Here is a 25,949-nt window from a genome sequence, read left to right as displayed (position 1 = left end):
CGCCAGCGGCCGAGCGAGGGCCGCCCGGTTCTCCATCACCGTGCGACGGATCCTCCGTGCGCCGGACGACTCGCAGAAGGTGGCACCCATGTCTGCCACAGACACGTCCGGGCCACCGGCCTACCCCTTCGGCCCGGTGGTCCGTCTCGACCTGCACCCCCGCTACCTGGAACTGTGCCGCAACGAGCCGGTCGCCAGGGTGCGGTTGCCCTACGGCGGTGACGCCTGGCTCGTCACGGGCTATCACGAGATCAAACAGTTCCTCGCCGACACCCGCTTCAGCTCGTTCGCGGCGACGGCCCCCGACACCGCGCGGGTGACGCCGCTGCCGCTGCGCCCGGGCAACCTGCTCAGCATGGACCCGCCGGACCACGGCAGGATCCGCAAGGTCGTCGCACACGCCTTCCGGCCGCGCATCGTGTCGCAGCTCGCCGACCGCATGCGCGACCTCGTCACCAGCGAGTTGGACGCCATGGAGGCGGCCGGCCCGCCCGGCGACCTCGTCCAGCGGCTGGCGATCCCGCTCCCCGTCCGGATGATCGTCGAGCTCTTCGGCGTCCCGTACGAGGACCGGGCGCAGTTCCGCAGGTTCTCCGACGTCTTCGTGGCCACCTCCGCGCACACCAAGGAGGAGATCGACGAGGCCCGCGACGGCCTGGAGGCGTTCCTGCGCCGGCTGATCAAGCAGCGCCGGGACAACCGCTCCGACGACCTCATATCCGTGCTCATAGAAGCGCTGGACGACGGCCGGCTGTCCGAGGTCGAGGCGGTGCGGACGGGCATCGGCATCCTCATGGCCGGCCACGAGACGTCCCTCAGCATGATCTCCAACGTCTCCTTCCTGCTGCTCGCCCAGCACGAGCTCTACGAGCGGCTCTGCGCGGACCGGTCGCTGCTGGACCCCGCGATCGAGGAGATGCTGCGCGTCATCCCGCTGCGCTCGGTGGGCAGTTTCCCGCGCCGCGCCGCCGAGGACGTGGAGATCGGCGGGGTGCCGATCCGCAAGGGCGACACCGTGATCTTCCAGCGGGCCGCCGGCGACCGGGACGAGCGGGTCTTCGAGGACCCGGACACCATCCGCTTCGACCGGGAGCACAACCCGCACCTGGGATTCGGCCACGGGCAGCACTACTGCCTCGGCGCGAGCCTGGCCCGGGCCGAGCTCAAGGTGGCGCTGGAGGGGATCACCAGCCGGTTCCCCACCCTCCGGCTGGCCGTGCCGCCGGAGGAGGTCCCGTGGAAACCGGGGCTGATCGCACGGGCGCCGGAGGCGCTGCCCGTCACATGGTGAGCCGGCCGTCACCCGGCGGCCCGGGCGCGACGGCATGACACAACCGACCGAGGAAGGGCAGGGGATGAGTCGTACGACGTGTGCCATCGCCGGTGCGGGACCCGCCGGAATGATGCTCGGCATGCTGCTCGCCAGGGCCGGCGTGGAGACCGTGGTACTGGAGAAGCACGCCGACTTCCTGCGTGACTTCCGGGGCGACACGGTGCACGCCTCCACCCACCGCCTCATGGGCGAACTCGGCCTGGGGGAACGCTTCCGCAAGCTCCCCCACCACCGGATCCACCGCCTCCAGGTCGTCACCGACGACGGGCCCTTCACGCTGGCCGACTTCCGCAGGCTGCCGGGCGAGTTCCCGTACATCACCTTTCTGCCGCAGTGGGACTTCCTCGACTTCCTCGTGGAGGAGGCCGACCGGTTCCCCAACTTCCGGCTGCTGCGCGAGAGCGAGGTCACCGGGATCCTCCGGTCCGGGAACCATGTCACCGGCGTCCGCTACCGCGACGCCGAGGGGCGGGAGCACGAGCTCCACGCGGACCTCACGGTCGCCGCCGACGGCCGCCGCTCGGCGGTCCGCGCCGCGTCCGGGCTGCGGCACCGGGCGTTCGGCTCGGGCATGGACATCCTGTGGTTCCGGCTGTCCAAGCGCGACGAGGACCCGGGCGGCATGGTCGGCCGGCTCTCCGCCGACGGCAAGCTGCTGGTCCGCATCGAGCGGCAGGGCCACTGGCAGGCCGCCCTCGCCGTCCGCAAGGGCGGCTACGAGCAGCTCCGCGCCGAGGGCCTGGAGGCCTTCCGGGAGTCGCTGGCCACGCTCAAGCCGTTCCTCGCCGACCGGGTGCACGAGGTCCGCACCTGGGACGACGTCAAAGTGCTCGACGTACAGATCGACCGGCTGCACCGGTGGTGGCGGCCGGGGCTGCTGTGCATCGGGGACGCGGCGCACACCATGTCGCCCATCATGGGCGTCGGCATCAACCTCGCCGTCCAGGACGCCGTCGCCGCCGCGAACATCCTGGCGCGGCCGCTGCGCGACGGGACGCTGGAGACCGCGCACCTGGAACGGGTCCAGCGCCGCCGCATGCCGCCCACGGTGGTCACCCAGCGCATCCAACGGGCCCTGCAGACCGGCTTCCTGGAGCCATGGATCAACGGCCAGGGCAAGTCCACCACCCCCCGGGTGCTGCGCGTCCTGCGGCGGCTGCCCCCGCTCCAGGGCGGCCCGGCCCGGGCGATGGCGATCGGGCTGCGCCCCGAACATCCGGCCGCGGCGCTGCGCTGAGCGGCGCCACCCGTCCCATCCGCCCCGACACCCCCTCGCGAACGGAGAACCCACGGCAATGCGCGTACTGATCACGACCACCCCCGGCACCGGCCACACCTATCCCCTGGTGGCCCTGAACTGGGCGCTCCAGACGGCCGGTCACGAGGTCCTGGTCGCCTCCTGCGGCCCAGGGCTGGCCCTGGGCGAGGCGGGCGCGCGCACCGTGGACGTCGCGCCCGGCCTGTCCCTGGAGAAGATGGTGGGCCTGCTCGCCCAGCGCCACCCCGAGGTGGCCGGCAAGCTGCTCCAGGAGGTGGACGGCGCCGACTATCTGGAGGTGATCGGCGGCGCGGTCGCGGCGGCGCTGCGGCTCCAGCCGGAGATGGTCGCGGCGGTGATCCGGACGGCCGAGGAGTGGCGGCCGGACGTCGTGGTGCACTCCCCGCTGCTGACGCCCGGGATGGTGGCGGCGGCCAAGCTGGGGGTGCCCGCGGTGCAGCACGGCTTCGGCTTCCTCAACCCGTCCGCCGAGCTGATGCGCGAGCTGCACGCCGACCTGTTCGAGGAGCACGGGGTGGACCTGCCCGAGGCCCGGGCGGTCGTCGACATCACCCCGCCGAGCGTGGTGCCCACCGAGCCGGGCGCGTGGCCGCTGCGGTACGTGCCCTACAACGGGAGCGGTCCGCTGCCGAAGCCGCTGTTCGACCTCCTCAACCGGGTGCCGGAGACGCCCCGGATCGCCGTCTCGCTGGGCAGCGGGCCGGTGCCCGGGGAGGCGGCGCGGGTCATGGAGCGGATCCTGGCGACGGCGCCCAAGACGGACGCCGAGTTCGTGGTGGTCCTGCCGCGCGTCGACCTGGAGCCGTTCGGCGAGCTCCCGGACAATGTGCACGCCTTCGACTGGGTGCCGTACAGCGCGCTGCTGGCCCGCTGTTCGGCGGTCGTCCACCACGCGGGGCCGGGCACCGCGCTGGGCGCGATGGCGCACGGTCTGCCGCAGATCATGCCGGTCTTCAAGGGCCTGGGCCGGCCGGCCACCGCCGACCTGGTCGCCGGCCGCGGGGTGGGCCGGGCCGTACGGCCGGAGGAGATCGGGCCGGAGCTGCTGGAGTCGGTGCTGGCGGACGAGGGGCTGCGGGCGGCCGCGGCCGAGGTCCGCGAGGAGATCCGGTCGATGCCTGCCCCGGCGGAGGTGGTGGGCAGGCTGGAGGAGCTGGTGGCCGGGGCCTGACGGCGACGGGGGCCGCCCGGTGTCCCGGCCGGCCCCCGGCCCGTACCCCGGGCGTCCGGCCCACGCGCGTCGGTCCGCGTCAGTCCACGGTCACCTTGACGATGCGGCCGGACGCCTCGACGACGAAGAGGTGGTGCTCGGGGTCGAGGCCGCCGAAGCCCTGGGCGGCGCGGACGCTGGTGGGCATGCGCAGACCGGTCGCCAGGACGCAGGACCGGCCGGTGGCCGGGTCGACGCGGATCAGCTCACCGCTGCGGAAGCCGGCCACCACCAGGTCTCCGCGGAAGTGCGTCAGATCGTCCAGGACCTTGTCGTGCAGGGGATGGGGGGTGAGCCGGGCGACCGTGGTGTAGCGCCCGGGGTCGTCGAGCGGGACGCGTACGATCCTGGACGTCGGGTCGGTGAGGACGCTGACGTAGAGCTGGTCCCCGACGATGTCCAGGCCGTTGCCGCCGAAAAGGGACGCGGCCTTGGTCCACGCCTCGTCGCGGGTGCCGTCCGGACGTATCTTGAGGATTCCGGTGGACAGTTCGCGGCTGAGGTAGAGGTTGCCGGCGGAGTCGACGGCGAGGCCGTTGATGCCGGAGATCCCGTCCACGACCCGCTGCGGTCTCGGCTCGGCGGCGGCCGGGTCGAAGCGGACGACGCCGCCGCGCGGAGTCAGCGGGTTCACCCCGTAGTCGACGTACATCATGCCGTCCGGGCCGCGCCGGATGCCGCCCGGCCCGGCCAGCCGGAAGCCGCCGCGCGAGGTGCCGTCGGGGGCGTACCCCTCGACACGGTGCTTGGTCAGGTGCGAGACCCAGAGGGTCCCCCGGCCGTCGAACTCGAGGTTCTCCCGCCAGTCCAGCAGTGGGACGCCGCCCTCGTGGAACACCTCCACACGGGCCCGCTGCCCGCAGGACGGCGAGGCCGTGCCGACGAGCGTGCCGGGCGCGGCCGTGGCCGCCCCCGTCCCTCCGGTCGTCAGCGCGGCCAGCAGGCCGGCCACCACCATGGTCGAGCGCATACGCATGCCGTCTTCTCCTTCGGTCGCGTGGGTGTTCGCGGGTGCGGCGGGGACAGGGCCGGGACGCGGCGGCGGCGCGGCCGTCTCCCGCCGGCCGGGCGTCGCCGGGGGACGGACGTCTCCGCCGGGTGCCGGACGGGTGCGGGGCCGGGCACCGCCGCCGGCCGGGAGAGGGCGACGGCGCGCGGGCCGGGTCACGTACGCGGGCGCCGCCGGCAGTCGTGCCGGGCCCCGGCCGTGGCGGGCAGCCGTACCGGGCCCCGGCCGTGGCGGTTCAGTCGGCCGCCGCGACGCGGAAGCGGATCCCCGCCGCGGTGAGCCGCTCCGTCAGGGCGTCGCCCATCGCCACGGCGGTCGTCACCTGCCCCGCGGTGGCGGGGAGTCGGTCGTGCGCGAGGCACAGGGCCGCCTCGCCGAACATCACGGCGGTCTCCCCGTACCCCGGGTCCCCGCCCGCGACCTCGGTCAGCACCCGCCGCCCGCCGCCCTCGCCGACGAACCGGACCCGGAACCAGCTCCGGGCCCGCCGCTCGGCGTCCGGCCCCCGCCCGGCGGGGTAGCGGTCCGCCAACCAGCGGCGCAGCGCCGGGAGTTGGGCGGCGACGACGAGGCCGGCGGCTCCCACCGGGGCGGCCAGCGCCACCGGCAGCGTGCGCACCGCCGCGTAGTGCCGGTAGCGGAAGTCGGGCCCGTACCGCTCCAGCGCGGCGGCCGAGCGCCGTACGACCTGGGGGTCGATGGTCGGCAGGGGCAGCGCCCAGGCGCCCGTCTCCGGGCTGAACCGCGGCCCGCCCAGCGGCACTCTGACCCGGCGGCCGGCGGCGGGCCGTGGCTCGTACCGCCGCCGTTCCCGCGCGGCGGCCAGCGTCTGACGGCCGCGTCCCGCGACCGTCAGGGCGGAGGCCAGCGTGCCGCCGGAGAACGCGCCCCGGGCCCGGACGAAGCCGTCGACGCGCAGCGGCACGTCCTCGGGCAGGTGCCGGACGGTGTAGTACACGCCGAGGTCGTACGGGACCGAGTCGAAGCCGCAGCTGTGCACGATCCGCGCGCCGGTCTCGCGGGCCCGCGCGTCGTGCCGCACGTACACGGAGTCGACGAACTCCGCCTCGCCGGTGAGGTCCAGGTAGTCGGTGCCGGCCGCCGCGCACGCGGCGACCAGCGCCTCGCCGTGGTGGACGTACGGGCCCACGGTGGTGGCGACGACGTGGGCGGACTCGGCGAGGCCGCGCAGCGCGGCCGGGTCGTCGGCGGCCGCGGTGAGCAGGGCGGGCGCGGGACCGGCCCCGTCGGCCAGCCGCTCCCGCAGCCGTTCCAGCTTGGCCCGGTTCCGCCCGGCGAGGGCCAGCCGGCAGCCCTGCGGCGCGTGGGCCAGGAGGTACGCGGCGGTCAGTTCGCCGACGAAGCCGGTCGCTCCGAAGAGGACGACGTCGTAGGGCCGCCGGGGGCCGTCCTGCCTGCTCACGGCAGTGTTCACGGGACTGCTCTCGGCACTGTTCATGGCACCTCCCGCGCCGGGCCGGATCACCGGGGCCGCTCGCCGCCCGCATGTGATCCGCAACCCTCACAGAGCCGCCGCTCCGCCGTCAACAGCGCCTGTCCGCCCGCGTGCAGAGGTCAGCGCCCGCCGGCGACGACCGGGTAGTGGTCGGAGAGGTCGGTGTAGGTGTACTCCTTGCCCCAGCTCGACACGGTCCAGGGCGCGGACCGCTCCTGGACCACCGTGTTCGTCCACCCGGCGGGCCGGACGTGGCCCTTGCGGTGCAGGACGTGGTCCAGGTCCTCCCGGGCGTCGTTCGGGTACCGGTAGGCGGCGATGGAGTTCTCCTTCGTGTCGAAGGAGTACGGGTGGCCGGTGCGCGCCTCCGCCGGGTCGAGGTCCGCGTCGGCGAGCAGGGAGGCGAACTCGGCGCTCCGGGAGTCGACGTTGAGGTCTCCGGCGACGATGACCTGCTCGCTCGCCGGGATGCGCCGGGCGTCGAGGAACGCGTCGATCTGCCGGAACTGCCGGGCGCGGTCCGCCGCGGCCTCCCCCGCCGCACAGCCGCCGTCCGTGGACTGCGTGTGGGTGCCGACGACGTGCACCCGGGCGCCGCCGACGTTCAGGACGACGTACGCGAAGCCCTTGTTGGACCACTTGTCGGAGCCGCAGGCGTCCTTGAAGACGACCTGTTCCTTGCGGACGATGGGCCACTTGCTGAGCACGGTCACCCCACCGTCCTCGGGGGTGAGGGCCGAGTAGGCCCCGCCGGTGGCGTCCCAGCCGTCCTTGGAACGGCCGACGACGGGCGTCTGGTACGGGTACCGGTCGGCGGCGCGGGCCTTGAGCGCGTCGGAGGCGTCGTTGTCGAACGCCTCCTGGAGGACGACGACGTCCTGCCCCTGGAAGAAGCCCGCGGCGGGGATCGCCTCGGCCCGGTGCCGCTGTCCCCAATTCGGGTACAGGTTCGTGCTCATGAGGAAGGTGTTGTAGGTGAGCACCTTCAGCCCCGGCACGGCGGGGTCGGACGCGGCCGCACCGGCGGCGCCCGCCGGGTGCGCCAGGGCGGCGGCGGTCAGCAGGGCGGCGGCGAGGGTGGTCGCGGCACGGGTGGGGCCGGGGAGCTGCACGGGGTCTCCTGAACGGGTGGGGTGGGCGAGCGGTGTGGGGCGTGGGGTGCGTCGCGGCACAGCGAAGCGCTCGCGGGTGACGTCCGGGCGACCGTCAGGTGAGCGGAGCCTTCCGGAAGCGGAACGGGCGGGGGCGGCCCGCCTCGGCGCCGGTGGGGTACGGCGGCTCGCAACGCGGACGGCCGGCTGGAGCTGTTCGGCGTCGCCCGCACCGGCGGTGTGTGGCACCGCCGGCAGCCCTACGCCGGCGGCGGCTGGACCGGCGGGGACGAGTTCGACGGCGCGTTGCGACCTGACCGGGCTCGGCTCGCGCTCCTCCCGCCGGGGCCGCACGCCTGGCGGGAGGGACTCGGGCGTCCACGGTACGGCGGGGTCCCGCCCTCCCCGAAGGGGTGTGAAGTTCTGCTGTTGACCCGCTTAAGAAAACCTCGATGGACGCCGGGGGCATCACTCGGCACATTGGTGCGCGCGAACCCATCGGTGCGCACGGAACCACCGCGGTCACCGCCGGCCCGATGCCGACCCCCCCACCCCCTAGGAGCCACCGTCCATGAAGGCACTCGTCAAGCACAAGGCCGAGCCGGGTCTGTGGCTCATGGACGTCCCCGAGCCGGAGATCGGCGCCGGTGACGTGCTGATCCGGGTGCTGCGCACCGGCATCTGCGGGACGGACCTGCACATCCGCTCCTGGGACGGGTGGGCCCAGGGAGCCGTCAAGACGCCGCTGGTGCTCGGGCACGAGTTCGTCGGCGAGGTGGCCGAGGTCGGCGCGGACGTCCGGGACATCGCGGTCGGCGACCGGGTGAGCGGCGAGGGCCACCTGGTCTGCGGCAAGTGCCGCAACTGCCTGGCCGGCCGCCGCCACCTGTGCCGGAGCACGGTCGGCCTCGGCGTCGGCCGGGACGGCGCCTTCGCCGAGTACGTCGCGCTGCCGGCCTCCAACGTCTGGGTGCACCGGACCGAGGTCGACCTGGACGTCGCCGCGATCTTCGACCCGTTCGGCAACGCCGTGCACACCGCGCTGTCCTTCCCGCTGGTCGGCGAGGACGTCCTGATCACGGGCGCGGGCCCGATCGGCATCATGGCCGCGGCCGTGGCGAAGCACGCCGGCGCCCGCAACGTGGTGATCACCGACGTCAGCGAGCCGCGCCTGGACCTGGCCCGCAAGGCGGGTGCCACCTTGGCCTGCAACGTGGCCGAATCCTCGATCGCCGACGCGCAGCGCACGCTGGGCCTGCGCGAGGGCTTCGACGTCGGCCTGGAGATGTCCGGCCGGCCCGAGGCGCTCCAGGACATGATCGCCAACATGACGCACGGCGGCCGGATCGCCATGCTGGGCCTGCCCGCGCAGGAGTTCCCCGTCGACTGGGCGAAGCTCGTCACGTCGATGATCACCATCAAGGGCATCTACGGCCGTGAGATGTTCGAGACGTGGTACGCGATGACCGTGCTGCTGGAGGCCGGCCTCGACCTCAGCCCGGTGATCACCGGCCGGTACGGGTACCGGGACTTCGACGCGGCCTTCGACGAGGCCGCCACCGCGCGCAGTGGCAAGATCATCCTCGACTGGACCGCCTGACCCCTCCGGCACCCCCGCCTCGCCCCGACCCCCTCAAGGAGCCTGTCCCCGATGTTCGACTCCGTCCGCGACGACCTCCGCGCCACGCTCGAAGAGATCCGCGAAGCCGGCCTCTTCAAGCCGGAGCGCGTGATCGGCACGCCGCAGAGCGCCTCCGTCAGCGTCACCGCCGGCGGCGCCCCGGGCGACGTCCTCAACTTCTGCGCCAACAACTACCTCGGCCTCGCCGACCACCCCGAGGTCGTCGCCGCCGCCAAGGACGCCCTCGACCGCTGGGGCTACGGCATGGCGTCGGTGCGGTTCATCTGCGGCACGCAGGACGTCCACAAGGAGCTGGAGGCGCGGCTGTCGGCGTTCCTCGGCCAGGAGGACACGATCCTCTACTCCTCCTGCTTCGACGCCAACGGCGGTGTCTTCGAGACGCTGCTCGGCCCCGAGGACGCCGTCATCTCCGACGCCCTCAACCACGCCAGCATCATCGACGGCATCCGCCTCTCCAAGGCCCGCCGCCACCGCTACGCCAACCGCGACCTGGCCGACCTGGAGAAGCAGCTCCAGGACACGCAGGACGCCCGCCGCCGTCTGATCGTCACCGACGGCGTGTTCTCCATGGACGGCTACGTCGCCCCGCTCCGCGAGATCTGCGACCTGGCCGACCGCTACGACGCCATGGTCATGGTGGACGACTCGCACGCCGTCGGCTTCGTCGGCCCCGGCGGCCGCGGCACGCCCGAGCTGCACGGCGTCATGGACCGGGTGGACATCATCACCGGCACCCTCGGCAAGGCCCTCGGCGGCGCGTCCGGCGGCTACGTCGCGGCCCGCGCCGAGATCGTGGCCCTGCTGCGGCAGCGCTCGCGCCCGTACCTGTTCTCGAACTCCCTCGCCCCGGTCATCGCCGCCGCCTCCCTCAAGGTCCTCGACCTGCTGGAGTCCGCCGGCGACCTGCGGGAGCGGCTGAACGCCAACACGGCGCTGTTCCGCCGCCGGATGACCGAGGAGGGCTTCGAGATCCTGCCCGGCGACCACCCGATCGCCCCCGTCATGATCGGCGACGCGGCCCAGGCCGGCCGGATGGCCGAACTGCTGCTGGAGCGCGGCGTGTACGTGATCGGCTTCTCGTACCCGGTGGTCCCGATGGGCGCCGCCCGGATCCGCGTGCAGCTCTCGGCCGCGCACTCGACCGCCGACGTCGAGCGGGCCGTCGCCGCGTTCGTCGACGCGCGGGCGGCGCTCAAGGGCTGACCCGGCCGGGCTCGGGGTCCGGCCGGACCCTGGCAAAATTGGCCGGGTGATCGACCCCCGGCGACTGCGCGTCCTGCGGGCCGTGGCGGACCACCGTACGGTGACCGCCGCGGCCGCCGCGCTGTACCTCACCCCGTCCGCCGTCTCCCAGCAGCTCGCCGCCCTGGAGCAGGAGACCGGCCATGTGCTGCTGACCCGCAGCGGCCGGGGCGTGCGGCTCACCCCGGCCGGGGAGATCCTGCTCGGCCACGCCCACCGGGTGGTGGCCCAGCTGGAGCGGGCCGAGGCCGAGCTCGCCGCCTACGCGGACGGCACCGCGGGCGAGCTCACCGTCGCGGCCTTCGCCACCGGCATCGCGGAGGTGCTGGCGCCGGTGATCGCGCTCCTCGCCGGGCGCCACCCCGGCATCCGGCTCCGGGTCCGCGACGCGGAGGGCGACGAGAGCCTGCCGCTGGTCATGGACGGGGTCGCGGACGTCGCCCTGGCCGTCGAGTACCGGGGCGCGCCGCACGAGGACGACCTGCGGCTGGTCCGCGTCCCGCTCTACGCCGAGCCGTTCGACGCGGTGCTGCACACCTCCCATCCGCTGGCCGGCGAGCCGCACGTGCGCCTCGACGAGCTCGCCGACAGCGACTGGATCGCCCCCTACCCCGGCAACCCGTGCCACGACATGACGGTCCTGGCCTGTGAACTGGCCGGATTCCAGCCCCGGTTGGCGCACTCCTCGGACGACTTCCGGGCGGTCGCGGCGCTCGCCGGGGCGGGCGCGGGGGTGGCTCTCGTGCCGCGCTCGGCGCTGTCGGGCATGAACCTCAAAGACGTCGTGGTGCGTCCCGTCGAGGGCGTCACACCCACCCGCCGCGTCTTCGCCGCCGTCCGCCGGGGCGCGGAGCGGCATCCGCTGATCCGTCCGGTGCTGGAGGCGCTGGGCGAGGTGGCGGGGTCGCTGTCGGCGTCGTGATCCGGCCCGTCACCGGGCAGGCGGGGGCACGGGACAGGTGACGTCCGCCGCGGGGAGCCGCCCTCCGTCCAGATAGGCGTTGACGAGCCGGTCGGCGCAGGGGACGGCCGTTCGGCCCTCGGCGCCGCGGCCGTAGACGCCGTGGGACCGGATGTCCGCCGTCACCAGACGTGAGCCGGCGAGCTTGCGGTGCAGGGCGAGGGCGCCGTCGTAGGGGACGTTGCCGTCCCGGCGGGCCTGGAGCATCAGGACGGGCACGTCGTTGGCGATCCGGGTGGCGGGCTCCCGGGGGCGGGTCTTCCAGAACGCGCAGGGGGCCGTCATGTCGTTGACGAGCGGGCCGAAGACCGGCTGGGCGGCCCGGCCGCGGACGATGTTCCGCCAGTACGCCTCCGGGTCGGCGGGCCAGCCGCCCGCGGGCCAGCCGCCGTCGCCGCACATGAAGAGGGCGCCGCCGTTCAACCCGTCCTGCGCTTCCGGCGTTTCGAGGAAGGCGAGCAGTCCGGCGAGTTCCGCGCCGGGCTCGACCGGCCGGCCGGCCGCCGCGTCGACGAGGGTGCGGACGGTACGGGCGAGGGCCGGGTCGTCCTCCTGGTGCTGGACGAACTGCCGCAGGACCAGCCGCAGCAGCGGCGCGCCGAGCCGGGCGCGGCCGACGGGCACGGGCCGCCGCTCGGCTCCGGCGAGCAGCCGCTCCACGGTGGCGCGCACCTCGGGGCCGGTGCGGCCGAGCCGGTAGATGTCCGCGTGCCGGGCGGTCCAGGCCGCCCACGCGTCGAGCCCGCGTTCCAGCGGCGCGCCCGAGCGGCGGAACAGCTCGTACTGGGTGGCGTCGGGGTCGGTGGAGGAGTCGATGACGAGGCGGTCCACCCGGCGCGGGAACAGCTGGGTGTAGACGGCGCCCAGGTCGGCGCCGTAGGAGACCCCGTAGTACGAGAGTTTCGGCGCGCCGAGCGCGGCGCGGATCGCGTCCATGTCGCGGGCGACGTCGCGGGTGGTGGCGTACGGGAGCAGCGCGGTGTTGCCGGCGGGGCGGGCACAGCGCTCGGCGGTCGACCGGGAGCGCCGCACGCCGTCCTCGAAGTCGGCGCGGGGCGAGGTGACGGGCCGGGGCGGGGCGGCGGGACCGGCCGGGGCGCAGTGGAGGGGGGTGCTGCCGCCGAGGAACCGGGGGTCGAAGCCGATCAGGTCGTAGCGGTCGGCCACGCCCTTGAGGGTCTTCCGCAGCTCCAGGGTGGTGGTCAGGCCCGTTCCGCCGGGGCCGCCGGGGTTGGAGAGCAGGATGCCCCGCCGGTGCGCCGGGTCCTTGGCCCTCACCCGGGAGAGCGCGATCCGGATCGTCCGGCCGCCCGGGTCGGCGTGGTCGAGGGGAACGGGCAGCGAAGCGCACTCCGCTCCGGCGGCGACCAGGTCTTTCCGCTCGGCCGGGCAGGGGTGCCAGGTGAGTGGGGGCGGGGCCGGGGCGGGCCGGGCCGCCGCGGCGGGTGCGGCGGCGCCGGCGGGCGGGGCGCCGCCTAGGAGTCCGGTCAGGCCGAGGCCGGCGGCGAGCAGGGGTAGGCCGCGCATGGTGCTCCAGGTGGTGAGGGGGAGGGAGATGAGCAACGACCCTAGGGAGGCGGATGGGAGGGGTGCCATCGGGTCGGCCGGTGTGCGGGGAGGGGGGTTGTCCCTACTCACCGGATACGCGGCTGATCCGGGCGGGCGGCGCGGCGGCGCGGCGGCGGCCGTGGAGCAACCGGGTGTCGTCGTCGGAGTGGCTGACCGGAAGTGGTTCAGCCATTCGGGCGATACCGGTCATCGCCTATGTCCCGCGCTACCTCATTCAGGGGAATCGGCGTGTGCGCGGGACGGGCGGTGTGGGGTTTCCGCTCGCCGAGGAAGGCAACACGGGCAGGGACGGCCTTCCGGGAAGGAGTCCCCCGTGGTTTTCACCGCCCTGCTCATCCCTCCCCTGCTCCTCGGCCTCATCTTCGTCCTGTCGGGATACGAGGACCGGATGCTGGGTGAGGCGCGAACACCCGACGCGGGTACGCCCGACGCGGGCACGCCCCGTCTCGCGCCCGCGAAACGTCACCTCAGCGTCGTGCGGGATCTCCCCTCCGAGGCGCCCGGCTCGTCCGGCGCCCCCGGGGAGCGCGTCGGCCGGCGTCGCCGGCACGCGGCGTGACACGCGGTCCGGGGCCCGTCCGGCATTTCCGCCGTCCGGCCGGGCCGGCTCCGGACCGCGCCGCGCTCGGCGCTCGGGAACCGTCGGCGACGAAGCTCAGCCCTTCGCTCCGAACGGCACCGTGACGCAGGCCAGCCGCGCCCCCGCCGTGCCGGCGTGGCCGGCGCGGGTGTCGGTGGCGTGTTCGTGGAGGACCACCGAACGGGCCTCGCCCGGGCGGACGCGCCAGGAGACCGTCGTCTCGGCGCGGGCGGCGCCGTGGGCGTCGGTGGTGAGATCGAGCCAGACCTCGTTGCGGGGGTTGGCGTAGGCGGGGTCGACGGACGGCTGCACCGGATCCTTGACGTTCTGGTAGTGCGGTCCCGCGTCGTCGGGCTTCGGCCCGCACGCCCGGCGGTGGGCATGCGCCCCGAACGTCCGCCCGGCGGGGAGTCCCTGGAGGCGCAGGACGAACCGGGTGCCCCCGCCGTGCCCCGGACGCTCTTCCACCCGGACCCGCGCGCCCTCGGGCACGGCGTCGGGCACGTAGGTGACGGCGGCGGCGCCCGATCGTGTACGGAAGGTGTCGTCGACGGTGACCCCGTCGTGCCGGGGGCCGGCGCCGACGGCGGACACCGCCGTGAGAACGACGGTGGCCAGTGCGGATGCGCGGATCATGGTTCTCCTCTTCCCCGGCGGGAGCCCCGCCTCACCGGTGTCCGGCGCTGTCCCGGCCCGCCGCCGTGCAGCCCTGGCGATCCGCGTGCTTCCGTCGAGGGGCGCCCGTCGACAGGGCGTCCGTCCACGGTGGCGTCCGTCGAGGGGTCCGGCATCCGGGCCGGCCCGGGCCGGAGAGCGCGCCGTCGTTCGTCGTGCCGTTCACGGGCCCCCGGTCCCTGCCGCGAAGGTGCTTACACACAGGGAGGGGGCACGGATCCGCTACCCGCCGGACGTCCGGTCAGACGCGGGCGGCGCCGGCGCTTCCGGGTGTGCGGAGCACAGGGGCGGATTCCGGCGCGCGGGCGGGGCGGCGGCGCGCCCGGCGCTCGGGCACGCTCGCCCGGCGCGCCGTCCGGACGGGCTCCGGGTCGCGCGGGGGGTGGGGGGACGGGGGGAAGTGATCCGCCCGCGTGGCCGGAACGGTCCCGGGAAGGGCCGGAGCGCCCGGCCGCGCCGCGCGCGAGTGCGCGCCGCGGCCGGGCCCCGGCCTCCGACCGCCGCCGAGACGGTGACCGCCCGTCGGACGCGCTGCGTCCGACAGTCAAATGACTGATGCCACACAGCCACCGGTCGGGAACAGTGGCACCCGCCGGCAGGAACACCCGTGCGACCGGGGAATCGTCGCCGGCGGCCCGCTCACGACCCACGGCGGACCGCCCGGCCTCGGCCCCCCTCATTCCCCGGTCGCCCCTGCCGTCCACCCCCGTGACGACTCTCCCCGAGGAAACCCATGCATTCCATCCTGGCCAAATGGCGGCTGTTCGCGGTCACGGTGACGACCGCGTTCGCCGTCCTCCTGGTCTCCAACTCCCCCGCGTCCGCCCTGGAGCCCGGTGAGAGCACCCGGTGGGCCAACGAGATCGAGGGCAACACCCCCATCACGGCGAACGGCATCCTGGGCGAGGCCCGGGCCGCCAACGGGGACCTCTTCCAGGTGTGGCACGGCGCCGGCAACGGCAACATGTACCTGTCGCTCAACCACAGCCAACCGCTGACCCTGCCCGGCCAGACCAACGCGAGCCCCCAGATCGTCTACGTGGGCGGGCAGGCCCAATTCCTGCTGTTCCACACCGGCACGAACGGATTCGTCTTCTACAACACCCTCTCGGTCGCGGTGGGCGGCAACGGCCAGCGGTACGCGCGGTTCGGCGGCGACTGGAGGCAGGTCCCGAACGGCGCCCGCACGCTCGACGGCCTCGCCGTGGCCGTCACCGCCACCCCCAACAACGGCGCCTACCTGGCCTTCCGCGGTTACAACAGCAACGAGATCTGGGGGATGTACTACAACTCCCAGAACGGCCAGTGGGACCTTCCGACCCGCACCTTCGGCGCGACCAGCGACTCCTCCCCGGCGCTGGCCTACAGCACCAACAACAACCACATCCTGCTGGCCTACCGGGGCACGGACAACCAGGTGAACGTCATCCGCCTGCCCTACGGATCGGGCAACTGGTACGGCCGGGAGATCCTCGGCGGCGTCCTCACCGACTCGCACCCGGCCATCGGCATCTCGGCCAACGGTTTCGGCCAGGTCGCCATCCGGCAGCAGGGAACGGGCGTGCTGCACATGCAGACCGTCTCGGACAGCGGCGCGCACTTCAACTGGGTGCGCGAGTCCCAGAGTCAGACCTCTCCCTGGGGCCCGCGGATCGTGATGGACGCCTACCGGGCGTACCTGGTGGCGACGGCCTGGGGCGGATACGTCCTGTGGAAGCAGTCCCGGCAGTTCTGATCCCGGGAGGTTCCCGGGCGGACGCACCGCCGGGTGCGTAACCCGCGGTAGCCGCGCCCGGTCGCCGAACGGCCGCGCCCCCACTCACCTCCGGGAGAGTGGGGGCGCCGCGCCGTGCCCGCCGGAACCGGACTCCTCCCCGCCGTCGCCACCCCGCGCGTCCGGCATACTGGGCGCGGCCAGGAGCGTTCGCGGCGGCGCGGAGGGTCTCTCCTCGCCGAAGGGCGGCTCCGGCGGCGCGTGGCGGGGGCGGTCTCGGGGAGGGGAACGGTGGTGGCGGACAGGGGTGCATCCGGCGCCGTCGCGGACGCGCTGATCGGCCGGGAAGCCGATCTGCGCCTGCTCCGCGCGCGGCTGCGCGTCGGGACCGGTGGGGGTGCGCTGCTGCTGTCCGGGGAGGCGGGCGTCGGGAAGAGTGCCGTACTGGACGAGCTCGCCGGGGTGGCGCTCGCGGACGGTGCCCGGGTACTCAAGGCCGCCGGCGTGGAGTTCGAGGCCGGCTGCGGCTACTCGTGCCTGAACCAGGTCCTCTTCCCGTTGCTCGGCGGTCTCGACGTCCTCGACGCCACGTTACGCGACGCCCTGCGCACGGCGCTCGGTTTCGACGGCGGACGGCCGCCGGAGCCGCTCCTCGTCTCCAACGCCGTCCTGCGGCTCCTCCAGACGGCCGCCGGCGGGGATCCGCTGCTGATCGTCGTCGACGACCTGCACTGGGTCGACCGCGCCAGCGCCCGGGTGCTCGCCTTCGTCGCCCGCCGGGTGACCGGACTGGGCATGAGCTTCGTCGCGGCGGCGCGCTCCGGCGAGCCGTGCCCCGGCGGGTACAGCGCCGCCCTGGTCCCGTACGAACTCCCGCCCCTCGACGAGGAGTCGGCGACCCGGCTGCTCGGCAGCAGGTTCCCCGGGCTCGCCCGCGGCGCGCGCCGCCGCCTGCTGGCCGAGGCGGGCGGCAACCCGTTGGCTCTGCTGGAGCTGCCGGCCGCCCTGCGGCCCGACGCCGAGGACTCCCCCGCCGTCCTGCCCCTGAGCAGCCGGCTGGAGACGCTGTTCGGTTCGCGTGTCGCCGAACTGCCCGCCGCCACCCGGCATGTGCTCCTGATCGCGGCCCTGGAGGGTACCGGCGACCTGGGCGTCCTGCGGGCGGCAGCGGACCGGGACGGGCGCGGGTACGGCCTGGAGGACCTCGCTCCGGTCGAGCGCGCCCGGCTGGTGCACATCGAGGAGGGCACCCGGAAGCTGACGTTCCGCCATCCCCTCATCCGCTCGGCCGTGGTGGGGCAGGCCCCCAGCGGTGAACGGCGCGCGGTGCACGCGGCGCTGGCCCGGGTGCTGACCGACCGGCCCGAGCGCCGCGCGTGGCACCTGGGCGAGGCCACCCTGGAGCCGGACGAGGAGGTCGCCGCGCTGCTGGAGCAGGCCGCGGGTCTCGCCCTTCGCCGGGGGGACGCCGCCGGGGCGATGCGGACGCTGATCCGGTCGGCGGCCCTCACTCCCGAAGGACCGCACCGCGGGCGCCGCCTCGCGGAAGCGGCGTACCTGGGGGCCGAGTCCACCGGGGCCCTGTCCAGTGCCCGCCGGCTCCTGGACGACGCGCGCCGGGCCGCGCCGCAGGCCGAGGACTCGCTGCACTCCGCCACGGCGTCGGCCCTGCTCGTCCTCAACGGGGACGGCGACGTGACCACGGCCCACCGTCTGCTGCACTCCGCCGTCGAGTCCGCGGCCGCCGCGCACGGGTACCGGGCGGAGGACAAGGCGCTCGTCGACGCGCTGCACGTACTGGCCGTGATCTGCTTCTTCGGTGCCCGGCCCGGCCTGTGGCGCTCCTACCACCGGGTCGTGGAGCGCCTCACCCCCGAACCCCCGGCCATCCTGGCCGTCCTGGGACGGACGTTCTCCGATCCCGCGCGCACCGGGGCGGCGGCGCACGCGCAACTCGACGTCCTGATGGACTCCCTGGGCGGCGAGGCCGACCCTGTGCGGATCACCCGCGTGGGCACGGGAGCCCTCTACCTCGACCGCCTCGGCGAGGTCCGCGAAGCGGCGTGGCAGGTGGTACGGAAGGGGCGGGACGGCGGCCCCGCCCGGCGATACATCTCCGCGCTCATCCACCTGTGCCTGGACGACTACCTCACCGGCGGCTGGGACGAGGCGCTGGAGCTCGCCCGGGAGGGGCTCCGGGCGTGCGAGGAGCACGGGTACCGCGCCTTCGCCTGGTACTTCCGGTACGTCACGGCCATCGTCCTCGGCGCCCGCGGGCAGGCGGACGAGAGTCTCGCGACGGCCGAGGCCGTGATCGGCTGGGCCGCGCGCCACGGCGCGCCCTGCGCCGCGCACTACGCTCACCACGCCGCGGCCGTGGCGTCCCTGGGCCGCGGGGACTTCGCGCTCGCCTACGACCACGCGGCGGCGGTCAGCCCGGCCGGCACGCTGGCATCGCACGTCCCCCACGCGCTGTGGGTGGCCGCGCACCTCGTGGAGGCCGCCGTCCGGAGCGGGCGGCGCGCGGAGGCCGCCGCCCACGTCCGCGCCCTGCGGGACGCCGACGTCGCCGCGTTGTCCTCCCGGCACGCCATGCTGGTGGAGGCGTCGGCCGCCCTGTGCACGGAGGACGACGAGGAGGCGCGCCGCCTCTTCGCCCTGGCGCTGGCCATTCCCGGGAGCGACCGGTGGCGCTTCGACCGGGCCCGGGTCCGGCTCGCCTACGGCGAGCGGCTGCGCAGGGCCCGGGCCACGGCGGAGTCCAGGGTGGTTCTGCGCGCCGCCCTGGCGACCTTCGAGGACCTGGGCGCCCGGCCGTGGGCCGAACGGGCGGAGAAGGAGCTGCGCGCGGCGGGCTGGAGCAGGCGAAGACCCGACGCCGCGCACGCCCCCGAACTGAGCGCCCAGGAGTGGGAGGTCGCCCGCCTGGCCGCGTCGGGCCTGCCCAACAAGCAGATCGCCGAGCGCCTCTTCCTCTCGCACCGCACCGTCGGCGCGCATCTGTACCGGATCTATCCGAAGCTGGGCATCACCTCGCGCGCCATGCTGCGCGACGCGCTCGGCGCGCGGGACGACGTCCCGGGCCGGCCGCCCCCGCCGCCGCCCTGACGACCGGGCGGCGGCCGGGCGGAGGCGGGCACGCGGGGCGCACGCCCCCCGGATCAGCGGCGCCCGCCCCGGTCAGCGGTGGCGACCCTCGCACCCGATCCCGTCGCCGTCGCGGTCGAGGTGCGCACCGTAGCCGGGCTCGCCCCGGTGTACGGGGGCGGCGCCGGCGGCGCGGGCCGCCGCGCAGTTCCGGTAGTACGTCGTGCCCGTCCTCCCTCCGCCCTCCCCGGACTCCGTACGGCTCCCGCCGGGCACGCGGTCGGCGCCGCCGGACGCGGACGCCGGGTCCTCGGAGTCGTCCGGGCCCCCGGATTCCTCCGGCTCCTCGGATTTCTCGGGTCCGTTCCCCGGCCGGTGCCGACCTTTGCGGCTCCCACAGGTCACTTGCATCACTCCAACCCCTCCCCCCTCGCAGGTCATGTGACGTGCGCCACTCTCGAGGTATCTTGACGCCACCGTCGTGTAATCGATTACCTGACCCCGTCAACGCGCACGAAATCGATTACACGACGGAGGCCCCGCCATGGCGACCATCAAGGACGTGGCCGACCGGGCCGGTGTCTCCGTCGCCACCGTGTCGCGGGTGCTCAACGGCCGGTCCCCCGTGGCCGCGACCCGGGACCGTGTCCTCGCCGCCGTCGCCGAGCTCGGGTACCGGCCCAATGTGGTGGCGCGGGCGCTGCGGACGGCGCGGACGAGGACGTTGGGGCTGGTCATCAGCGATCTGCGGAACCCCTTCTTCACCGAGCTGGCCGACGCCGTCGAGCAGGAGGCCCGCCGGCTCGGCTACAGCCTGATCATCGGCAACGCCGGGGAGAGCCCGGAGCAGCAGGACGACCAGCTCCGCACCCTCCTCGACCGCCGTATCGACGGGCTGATGGTCAGCTCCGCCGGCACCGGTTCGGAGGTGCTGCGCGAGATCGTCGCCTCCGACACCCCGCTCGTCCTGCTGGACCGGTCGGTGCCCGGCGTGGCGGCGCCCTGCGTCCGCGCCGAGGGGCGGGCCGCGCTCACCGAACTGGCCGCGCATCTCGCCGCGTTGGGGCGCCACCGCCCGGCCGTGATCGTCGCGCCGGCCGGTACGCCCGTCGGGGACGAGCGGCTGGAGTGCTTCCGGTCGGCTCTCGCCGCGCACGGCGTCGCGCTGCCGCCGGAGCGCGCCGTCGGGTCGCCGGACATGACGCCGGCCGGGGGCCGCCGCGTCATGCGGGACCTGCTCGACCTGCCGGAACCGCCGGACGCCGTGCTCGCCGCCGACAACCTGATGGCGCTGGGCGCGCTGGACGAGATCCGGGCGCGCGGCCTGCGGATCCCGGACGACGTGGCGCTGGTGTCGTTCGACGACGTGGCCTGGTTCGCGCACACCGATCCGCCGCTGACGGCCGTCGCCCAGCCGACGCGGGAGTTGGGGCGGGCGGCGGTGCACACCCTGCTGGAGCGCGTCGAGGGCCGCCCGGCCGGCTCGGTGCTGCTGCCGGCCCGGCTGGTGGTGCGCCGCTCCTGCGGCGAACCGGCGTGACCGGCGGCGCGTGCTCCGGAGGCAGCACTCCGGCGACAGCACGACACACCCCCACCCAACGACGAGGAGAGGCGTATGACCGGCGTCAATGACGACGCGCGGGACGGCCGCGAAGCACCGCCCGGACGCACGGAGTTGCTCCGCGTGGAGGGGGTGACCAAGGCATTCCCCGGTGTGAAGGCGCTGGACGGCGTGGACCTGCGGCTGCTCGCCGGCGAGGTGCACGTCCTGCTCGGGGAGAACGGGGCCGGCAAGAGCACGCTGATCAAGATGCTCGCCGGCGCCCACCGCCCCGACACCGGCCGGGTCCTCGTCGACGGCCACGAGGTGGCGATCCGTTCGGCGCAGGACGCCGAGCGGCTCGGGATCGCCACCATCCACCAGGAGTTCAACCTGGTGCCCGGCCTGACCGTGGCCGAGAACGTCTTCCTGGGCCGGCAGCCGCGCACCCGCCTCGGCCTGGTGGACCGGCGGACGATGAACGAGCGCGCCGCCCGCCTCCTCGACCGGGTGCGGCTGCGCGTCCCGCCGACCGCGCCGGTCGCCGGCCTGGGCATCGCCGCGCTGCAGATGGTGGAGATCGCCAAGGCGCTGAGCCTGGACGCCCGGGTGCTGATCATGGACGAGCCGACCGCGGTCCTCACCTCCGAGGAGGTGGCGACCCTCTTCGGCATCGTCCGCGAACTCCGCGACAGCGGCGTCGGCATCGTGTTCATCACCCACCACCTGGAGGAGATCGCGGCACTCGGCGACCGGGTGACCGTTCTCCGGGACGGCCGGAGCGTCGCGGAGGTGCCGGCGTCGACGCCGGAGGACGAGCTGATCCGGCTGATGGTCGGCCGGGACATCACCGAGCAGTACCCGCGCCGCCGCACCCCGCCCGGCGCGCCCCTGCTGCGCGTCCGCGGACTCACCCGGCGGGGCGCGGACGGAGCGCCCGGCTTCGAGGACGTGGACCTCGAGGTGCGCGCCGGGGAGGTCGTCGGCCTGGCCGGGCTGGTGGGCGCGGGCCGCACCGAGGTGGCGCGGGCGGTGTTCGGCGTCGACCGGTACACGGCCGGGTCCGTGGAGGTGGACGGCCGGGTGCTGCGCCCGGGCGACGTACGGGCCGCGATGCGGGCGGGCGTCGGCCTCGTCCCCGAGGACCGCAAGGCACAGGGCCTGCTGCTGGACGCGCCGCTGCACGACAACCTGACGCTGGCCCGGCTGGACCGGGACACCCGGGCGGGGTTCGTGGACCGGCGGGCGCAGCGCCGGGAGGCGGCGGCCGTGGCCGGCCGGCTCAAGGTGCGGATGAGCGGGCTGGAGCAGCCGGCGCGGACGCTGTCGGGCGGCAACCAGCAGAAGGTCGTCATCGGCAAGTGGCTGCTGGCCGGCGTGCGGCTGCTGATCCTGGACGAGCCGACGCGCGGCGTCGACGTCGGCGCCAAGGTGGAGATCTACCGGCTCGTCAACGAGCTGACGGCGGCGGGCTGCGGGGTGCTGATGGTCTCCAGCGACCTGCCCGAGGTGCTCGGGATGAGCGACCGGGTGCTGGTGATGGCGCGGGGCCGGGTGGCCGGCGAGGTGCCGGGCGGCGACCAGGGGCCGGCCGCGCAGGACGCGGTGATGGAGCTGGCCGTCCGGCACGCGGACGGCACGGGACCCGGCACGGGCACGGAGACCCGCCCGGAAACCGGCGTGGGAACAGGGAACGAGAGCGCGATGGAGGGCTCCGATGTCGGCTGAGGCGGTACGGGCGCCGGGGGCGGCCCCGGCGGAGTGGTTCACCAGGGCGGTGCTGCGCAACGGCCCGCTGGGCGGGCTGGTCGCCCTGGTGACGGTGATGGCGGTGCTGTCCCGGGACTTCCTGCACGGACGCAACCTGCTCAACGTGGGCGTGCAGGCGTCGGTGACGGCGATCCTCGCCTTCGGGGTGACGTTCGTGATCGTCTCGGCGGGCATCGACCTGTCGGTCGGCTCGGTGGCGGCGCTGTCCGCGACGGTGACCGCCTGGGCGGCCACGTCGAAGGGGCTCCCCGTGCCGGTGGCGCTGCTGCTGGGCCTGGCCGTCGGGGTGGCGGCGGGCCTGGTGTCGGGCGCGCTGGTGGCGTACGGGCGGCTGCCGGCGTTCATCGCGACGCTGGCGATGCTGTCGGTGACCCGAGGGCTGTCGCTGGTCATATCGGGCGGTTCGCCGATCGCCTTCCCGTCGGCGGTGAACCACCTCGGGGACACGCTCGCCGGTTGGCTGCCGGTCCCGGTGCTGGTGATGGGGGCGATGGGGCTGCTGGCGGCGCTGGTGCTGGCGCGGACGTACACGGGCCGGGCGATGTTCGCGATCGGCGGCAACGAGGAGGCGGCGCGGCTGTCGGGCATCGACGTCAAGCGGCGCAAGCTCGTCGTGTACGCGCTGTCCGGGCTGTTCGCCGCGGTCTCCGGGATCGTGCTGGCCGCCCGGCTGACGTCCGCGCAGCCGCAGGCGGCGACGGGGTACGAGCTCGACGCCATCGCCGCGGTCGTGATCGGCGGTGCGAGCCTGTCGGGCGGTTCGGGCAAGGCGTCCGGGACGCTGATCGGCGCCCTGATCCTGGCGGTGCTGCGGAACGGCCTCAACCTGCTGAGCGTGTCGGCCTTCTGGCAGCAGGTGGCCACGGGCCTGGTCATCGCGGTGGCCGTACTGCTGGACACGCTGCGCCGGCGGAGCGCCCGGTGAGGCGGCGGGGCGCGGCGTCGGCGGCCGTCCTGCTGGTCCTGGGCCTGGGGCTGGGGACCACCGGCTGCGACCGGGGCGGGAACACCGACCTCGGCCTGGCCCTGTCGACCTTGAACAACCCGTTCTTCGTCGGCATCAAGAAGGGCGCCCAGGCGGAAGCGAAGGCCCGCGGACTGAAGATCAACATCACGGACGCGCAGAACGACCCGACCCAGCAGATCAACCAGATCGAGACGTTCACCAGCCAGAACGTCAAGGCCGCCATCATCAACCCGGTGGACTCCGACGCGGCCGTGCCCGCCGTGGGCGTCGCCAACCGGGCGGACGTCCCGGTCGTCTCCATCGACCGCGGGGTGAACGGCGGCCGCCTGGCCACCACGATCGCCTCCGACAACGTCGAGGGCGGCCGGCAGGCGGCGCGGTCACTGGCCGCGGCCCTGGGCGGCCGGGGCCGGGTCGTCGTCCTGGAGGGGCAGCCCGGCACCTCCGCCGCCCGCGAGCGCGGGAAGGGGTTCGAGGAGGGCGTCCGGGCGTTCCCGGGCATCGAGGTCGTCGCCCGGCAGCCCGCCGACTTCGACCGCGCGAAGGGCATGGACGTGATGGCCAACCTCCTCCAGGCGCACCGGGACGTGACCGGCGTCTTCGCCGCCAACGACGAGATGGCGCTCGGCGCGGCCAAGGCGCTGGGCGCCTCGGCGGGCGGGAAGGTGAAGGTCGTCGGGTTCGACGGCACCCCGGACGGGATCGCGGCGGTGCGCGACGGCGTCCTGACGGCGACCATCGCCCAGCAGCCCGAGCTGCTGGGCCGGCAGGCGGTGGACCGGGCGCTGCGCGCGGCGCGGGGCGAGCGGCTGCCGGACCTGGTGAAGGTGCCGGTGGTGCCGGTGACGCGGAAGAACGCGGCGGAGTTCGGCGGCTGAGGTCGCGCGCGGCGGGAAGGGGCCGGGGCAGCGGCCGGCCCGCCGAGGAAGCGGGTGATCATGGACGCGTGCGGCGGCGCCCGGAGCGTGACGGCGCGAGAGAACACGAAGGATCGGAAACCGGAGACGTGATGAGGAACGACAGCGAAGGCAACGGCAACGGTGACGACCGGGCGTACGACGTCCTGGTGATCGGTTCGGCCAACGCCGACCTGACGGTCAGGGTGGACCGCCGTCCCGGCCCCGGCGAGACCGTGCTCGGCACGGACCTGGTGGAGTCGGCCGGCGGCAAGGGCGCCAACCAGGCCGCGGCGGCCGCCCGCCTCGGCGCCCGGACGGCCCTGCTGGCGGCGGTCGGTGACGACGCGTACGGCGAGCTGCTGCTGGACGCGCAGCGGGCGGCCGGCGCCGACACCGCGCACGTGCGCGTCCTCCCGGAGACCAGGACGGGCACGGCGATGATCGTCGTCGGTGCGGACGGCGACAACACCATCATCGTCTCCCCCGGCGCCAACTCCCGCCTCGCACCGGACGACGTGGCGGCGGCCCGGCCGCTCGTCGCCGCCGCGTCGGTGGTCTCGCTCCAGTGGGAGATCCCCGCCGAGACCGTCCGGGCCGCCGCCGTCCTCGCGGCGGAGACCGGGACGCGGGTCGTGCTCAACCCCTCCCCCGTACCGCCGGAGCTCGGCCGCGACCTGCTCGCGGCGGCCGACCCCTTGGTCGTCAACGAGCACGAGGCCCGGCACCTCTCCGGAGCGCCGGACGACACCGACGACCCGGCCGCCTGGGCCCGCGCCCTGCGCGACCGGGGCGCCCGTTCCGTCGTCGTCACCCTGGGCGGCGCCGGCGCCCTGGCCTTGGACGCCGACGCCACCGAGCCGGTGACCGTCCCCGGCGTCCCCGTCCGGCCCGTGGACACCACGGGCGCCGGCGACGCCTTCACCGGCGCCCTGGCCGCCCGGCTGGCGAGCGGTGCGTCCCTGACGGACGCGGCCCGGTTCGCCGTACGGGTCGGCGCGGCGGCGGTGACGAAGCCGGGGGCCCAGCCGTCGTACCCGACGGCGGACGAACTGCCGTCGGCGGGAGAGGAGAGGTAGGGGCGAGGCGCCCGGGGCTCGTGGGCCGGCGGCAGCGGGCGCGCGTCACCAGACCAGAACGCCGCCGCCCACCTCTTCCGCCCGCCGGGCGGCGTCCTCGATGTTCGCCAACCGGGCGGGGAGTTGGCCCCGGAGTCTGTCGGCCGCCATCCCTGGCTCCACACCGGCGACGATCTCCTCCAGGTTTTCGCGCAGCACGGCGCACTCTCGTCTGAAGGCCCGCACCTGGTCGGCGTCGACCCGCAGGTCACCGTCGGCGAGGACCGGAAAGAACCGGGCTCCCGACGAACGGACCGCCTGCGAACCCCACACCGTGGTCCGCCATCGTTCGAATCCGGCCAGGTCGGAGCATCCGTCCGGCACCTCCAGTACGCGTATCCTGCCGTCCTCCCCGACGAGGAAGACATCCACCGACAAACTCATGAGCGCAGTGGAACACGATCGCGGCGCGACGGTCCACGGAATTCGGCGGTCCCGGCCGGAGGACCGGGCGGCCACACCTCGCACCGGCACGGGGTGACGTGCGGAAAAGCGCGGTGGCGCGTAAGGTCGGCCCCGGCCCGCCGCGGTCACGGCTGGTGTTCCGGACGCGAATTGGGGCGAAAGCCGTGCTCCTCGGGCCAGTTGGGGCCCGCTCCGGTCCGAGGGTCTGAGGCATGGGCCGTGGACCGACGACGCGGAGGAGGACCGAGTGCGCCCGTCCGGAGGAGCGCCGATACCCGGGTCGGGGGGGGGGGGGGCCCCCCCCCCCCGGGCCCCCCCCCCCGGCCCCCGCCCCCCCCGGGGGGCCCCCCCCCCCCCCCCCCGGGGGGGGGGCCCCGGGGCCCAGGGCCCCCCGCCCCCCCCCCC

General features: G+C 75.0%; 19 protein-coding genes and 1 pseudogene. 13 read left to right on the top strand and 7 right to left on the bottom strand.

Annotation, left to right across the window (positions count from 1 at the left end):
* The first annotated feature begins 88 nt into the window (after positions 1 to 88).
* The 3 genes from ACH4PU_RS19320 (at position 89) to ACH4PU_RS19310 (ending at position 3,783) form a co-directional block, all read left to right on the top strand.
* The gene (locus ACH4PU_RS19320) at positions 89 to 1,291 is read left to right on the top strand and encodes a cytochrome P450 (RefSeq protein ID WP_398273075.1); all 1,203 of its coding nucleotides are present in this window, start codon (positions 89 to 91) and stop codon (positions 1,289 to 1,291) included.
* Between the two features lie 64 nt (positions 1,292 to 1,355).
* The gene (locus ACH4PU_RS19315) at positions 1,356 to 2,570 is read left to right on the top strand and encodes an FAD-dependent oxidoreductase (protein WP_398273073.1); all 1,215 of its coding nucleotides are present in this window, start codon (positions 1,356 to 1,358) and stop codon (positions 2,568 to 2,570) included.
* 58 nt (positions 2,571 to 2,628) lie between these two features.
* Positions 2,629 to 3,783, top strand: a complete 1,155-nt coding sequence (locus tag ACH4PU_RS19310) for a nucleotide disphospho-sugar-binding domain-containing protein (protein ID WP_398273071.1) — start codon at positions 2,629 to 2,631, stop codon at positions 3,781 to 3,783.
* A gap of 79 nt (positions 3,784 to 3,862) precedes the next feature.
* Here ACH4PU_RS19310 and ACH4PU_RS19305 read toward each other — a convergent pair whose 3' ends face one another.
* From ACH4PU_RS19305 to sph, 3 genes are all read right to left on the bottom strand, one after another.
* On the bottom strand, positions 3,863 to 4,798 hold the full coding sequence (locus tag ACH4PU_RS19305) for an SMP-30/gluconolactonase/LRE family protein (RefSeq protein WP_398273069.1): 936 nt from the start codon (positions 4,796 to 4,798) through the stop codon (positions 3,863 to 3,865).
* Positions 4,799 to 5,066: 268 nt separating this feature from the next.
* Complete coding sequence (locus ACH4PU_RS19300; RefSeq protein WP_398273480.1) at positions 5,067 to 6,254, bottom strand: saccharopine dehydrogenase family protein; 1,188 nt, start codon at positions 6,252 to 6,254, stop codon at positions 5,067 to 5,069.
* Positions 6,255 to 6,406: 152 nt separating this feature from the next.
* Positions 6,407 to 7,399 carry a sphingomyelin phosphodiesterase gene (gene sph, locus ACH4PU_RS19295; protein ID WP_398273067.1) on the bottom strand — a complete coding sequence of 331 codons (993 nt, stop codon included), beginning with the start codon at positions 7,397 to 7,399 and terminating at the stop codon, positions 6,407 to 6,409.
* Positions 7,400 to 7,949: 550 nt separating this feature from the next.
* Here sph and tdh point away from each other — a divergent pair.
* Genes tdh through ACH4PU_RS19280 form a run of 3 tightly spaced genes read left to right on the top strand, consistent with a single transcriptional unit; the run spans position 7,950 to position 11,184 of the window.
* Positions 7,950 to 8,978: an L-threonine 3-dehydrogenase gene (gene tdh / locus ACH4PU_RS19290; RefSeq protein WP_398273065.1), complete on the top strand. Its 1,029-nt coding sequence runs from the start codon at positions 7,950 to 7,952 to the stop codon at positions 8,976 to 8,978.
* Positions 8,979 to 9,029: 51 nt separating this feature from the next.
* Entirely contained in the window at positions 9,030 to 10,223 is a 1,194-nt protein-coding gene (locus ACH4PU_RS19285) for a glycine C-acetyltransferase (RefSeq protein ID WP_398273063.1), read from the top strand.
* A gap of 46 nt (positions 10,224 to 10,269) precedes the next feature.
* Positions 10,270 to 11,184 carry a LysR substrate-binding domain-containing protein gene (locus tag ACH4PU_RS19280; protein ID WP_398273061.1) on the top strand — a complete coding sequence of 305 codons (915 nt, stop codon included), beginning with the start codon at positions 10,270 to 10,272 and terminating at the stop codon, positions 11,182 to 11,184.
* A gap of 9 nt (positions 11,185 to 11,193) precedes the next feature.
* On the opposite strand, the gene ACH4PU_RS19275 is transcribed toward ACH4PU_RS19280, so the two are convergent.
* Positions 11,194 to 12,750: an alpha/beta hydrolase gene (locus tag ACH4PU_RS19275; RefSeq protein WP_398273477.1), complete on the bottom strand. Its 1,557-nt coding sequence runs from the start codon at positions 12,748 to 12,750 to the stop codon at positions 11,194 to 11,196.
* 355 nt (positions 12,751 to 13,105) lie between these two features.
* Between ACH4PU_RS19275 and ACH4PU_RS19270 the strand changes: the two genes are divergently transcribed.
* On the top strand, positions 13,106 to 13,351 hold the full coding sequence (locus ACH4PU_RS19270) for a hypothetical protein (RefSeq protein ID WP_398273059.1): 246 nt from the start codon (positions 13,106 to 13,108) through the stop codon (positions 13,349 to 13,351).
* Between the two features lie 96 nt (positions 13,352 to 13,447).
* Here ACH4PU_RS19270 and ACH4PU_RS19265 read toward each other — a convergent pair whose 3' ends face one another.
* A complete protein-coding gene (locus ACH4PU_RS19265) occupies positions 13,448 to 14,008 on the bottom strand; it encodes a superoxide dismutase family protein (protein WP_398273057.1) in 561 nt (186 codons plus the stop codon).
* A gap of 772 nt (positions 14,009 to 14,780) precedes the next feature.
* Here ACH4PU_RS19265 and ACH4PU_RS19260 point away from each other — a divergent pair.
* Complete coding sequence (locus tag ACH4PU_RS19260; protein WP_398273055.1) at positions 14,781 to 15,782, top strand: hypothetical protein; 1,002 nt, start codon at positions 14,781 to 14,783, stop codon at positions 15,780 to 15,782.
* Positions 15,783 to 16,055: 273 nt separating this feature from the next.
* Positions 16,056 to 18,869, top strand: a complete 2,814-nt coding sequence (locus ACH4PU_RS19255) for an AAA family ATPase (protein ID WP_398273053.1) — start codon at positions 16,056 to 16,058, stop codon at positions 18,867 to 18,869.
* Positions 18,870 to 18,941: 72 nt separating this feature from the next.
* On the opposite strand, the gene ACH4PU_RS19250 is transcribed toward ACH4PU_RS19255, so the two are convergent.
* Positions 18,942 to 19,259: an excalibur calcium-binding domain-containing protein gene (locus ACH4PU_RS19250; protein ID WP_398273051.1), complete on the bottom strand. Its 318-nt coding sequence runs from the start codon at positions 19,257 to 19,259 to the stop codon at positions 18,942 to 18,944.
* 133 nt (positions 19,260 to 19,392) lie between these two features.
* Here ACH4PU_RS19250 and ACH4PU_RS19245 point away from each other — a divergent pair, with 133 nt between their 5' ends.
* The 4 genes and pseudogenes from ACH4PU_RS19245 (at position 19,393) to rbsK (ending at position 25,100) form a co-directional block, all read left to right on the top strand.
* Entirely contained in the window at positions 19,393 to 20,388 is a 996-nt protein-coding gene (locus tag ACH4PU_RS19245) for a LacI family DNA-binding transcriptional regulator (RefSeq protein ID WP_398273049.1), read from the top strand.
* Between the two features lie 75 nt (positions 20,389 to 20,463).
* Complete coding sequence (locus ACH4PU_RS19240; protein WP_398273047.1) at positions 20,464 to 22,116, top strand: sugar ABC transporter ATP-binding protein; 1,653 nt, start codon at positions 20,464 to 20,466, stop codon at positions 22,114 to 22,116.
* A pseudogene (locus ACH4PU_RS19235) lies at positions 22,106 to 24,003 on the top strand (substrate-binding domain-containing protein). The gene ACH4PU_RS19240 and the pseudogene ACH4PU_RS19235 overlap by 11 nt, the downstream one beginning before the upstream one ends.
* A 131-nt stretch (positions 24,004 to 24,134) precedes the next feature.
* Complete coding sequence (gene rbsK, locus ACH4PU_RS19230) at positions 24,135 to 25,100, top strand: ribokinase (RefSeq protein WP_398273045.1); 966 nt, start codon at positions 24,135 to 24,137, stop codon at positions 25,098 to 25,100.
* A gap of 45 nt (positions 25,101 to 25,145) precedes the next feature.
* Here rbsK and ACH4PU_RS19225 read toward each other — a convergent pair whose 3' ends face one another.
* Positions 25,146 to 25,523, bottom strand: a complete 378-nt coding sequence (locus ACH4PU_RS19225; RefSeq protein WP_398273043.1) for a hypothetical protein — start codon at positions 25,521 to 25,523, stop codon at positions 25,146 to 25,148.
* Between the last annotated feature and the right edge of the window lie 426 nt (positions 25,524 to 25,949).

The organism is Streptomyces sp. NPDC021100 (assembly GCF_044333095.1).
Lineage (GTDB): Bacteria > Actinomycetota > Actinomycetes > Streptomycetales > Streptomycetaceae > Streptomyces.
Note: the sequence above shows the minus strand (reverse complement) of the source record. Positions and strands in the feature narration are given on the sequence as shown.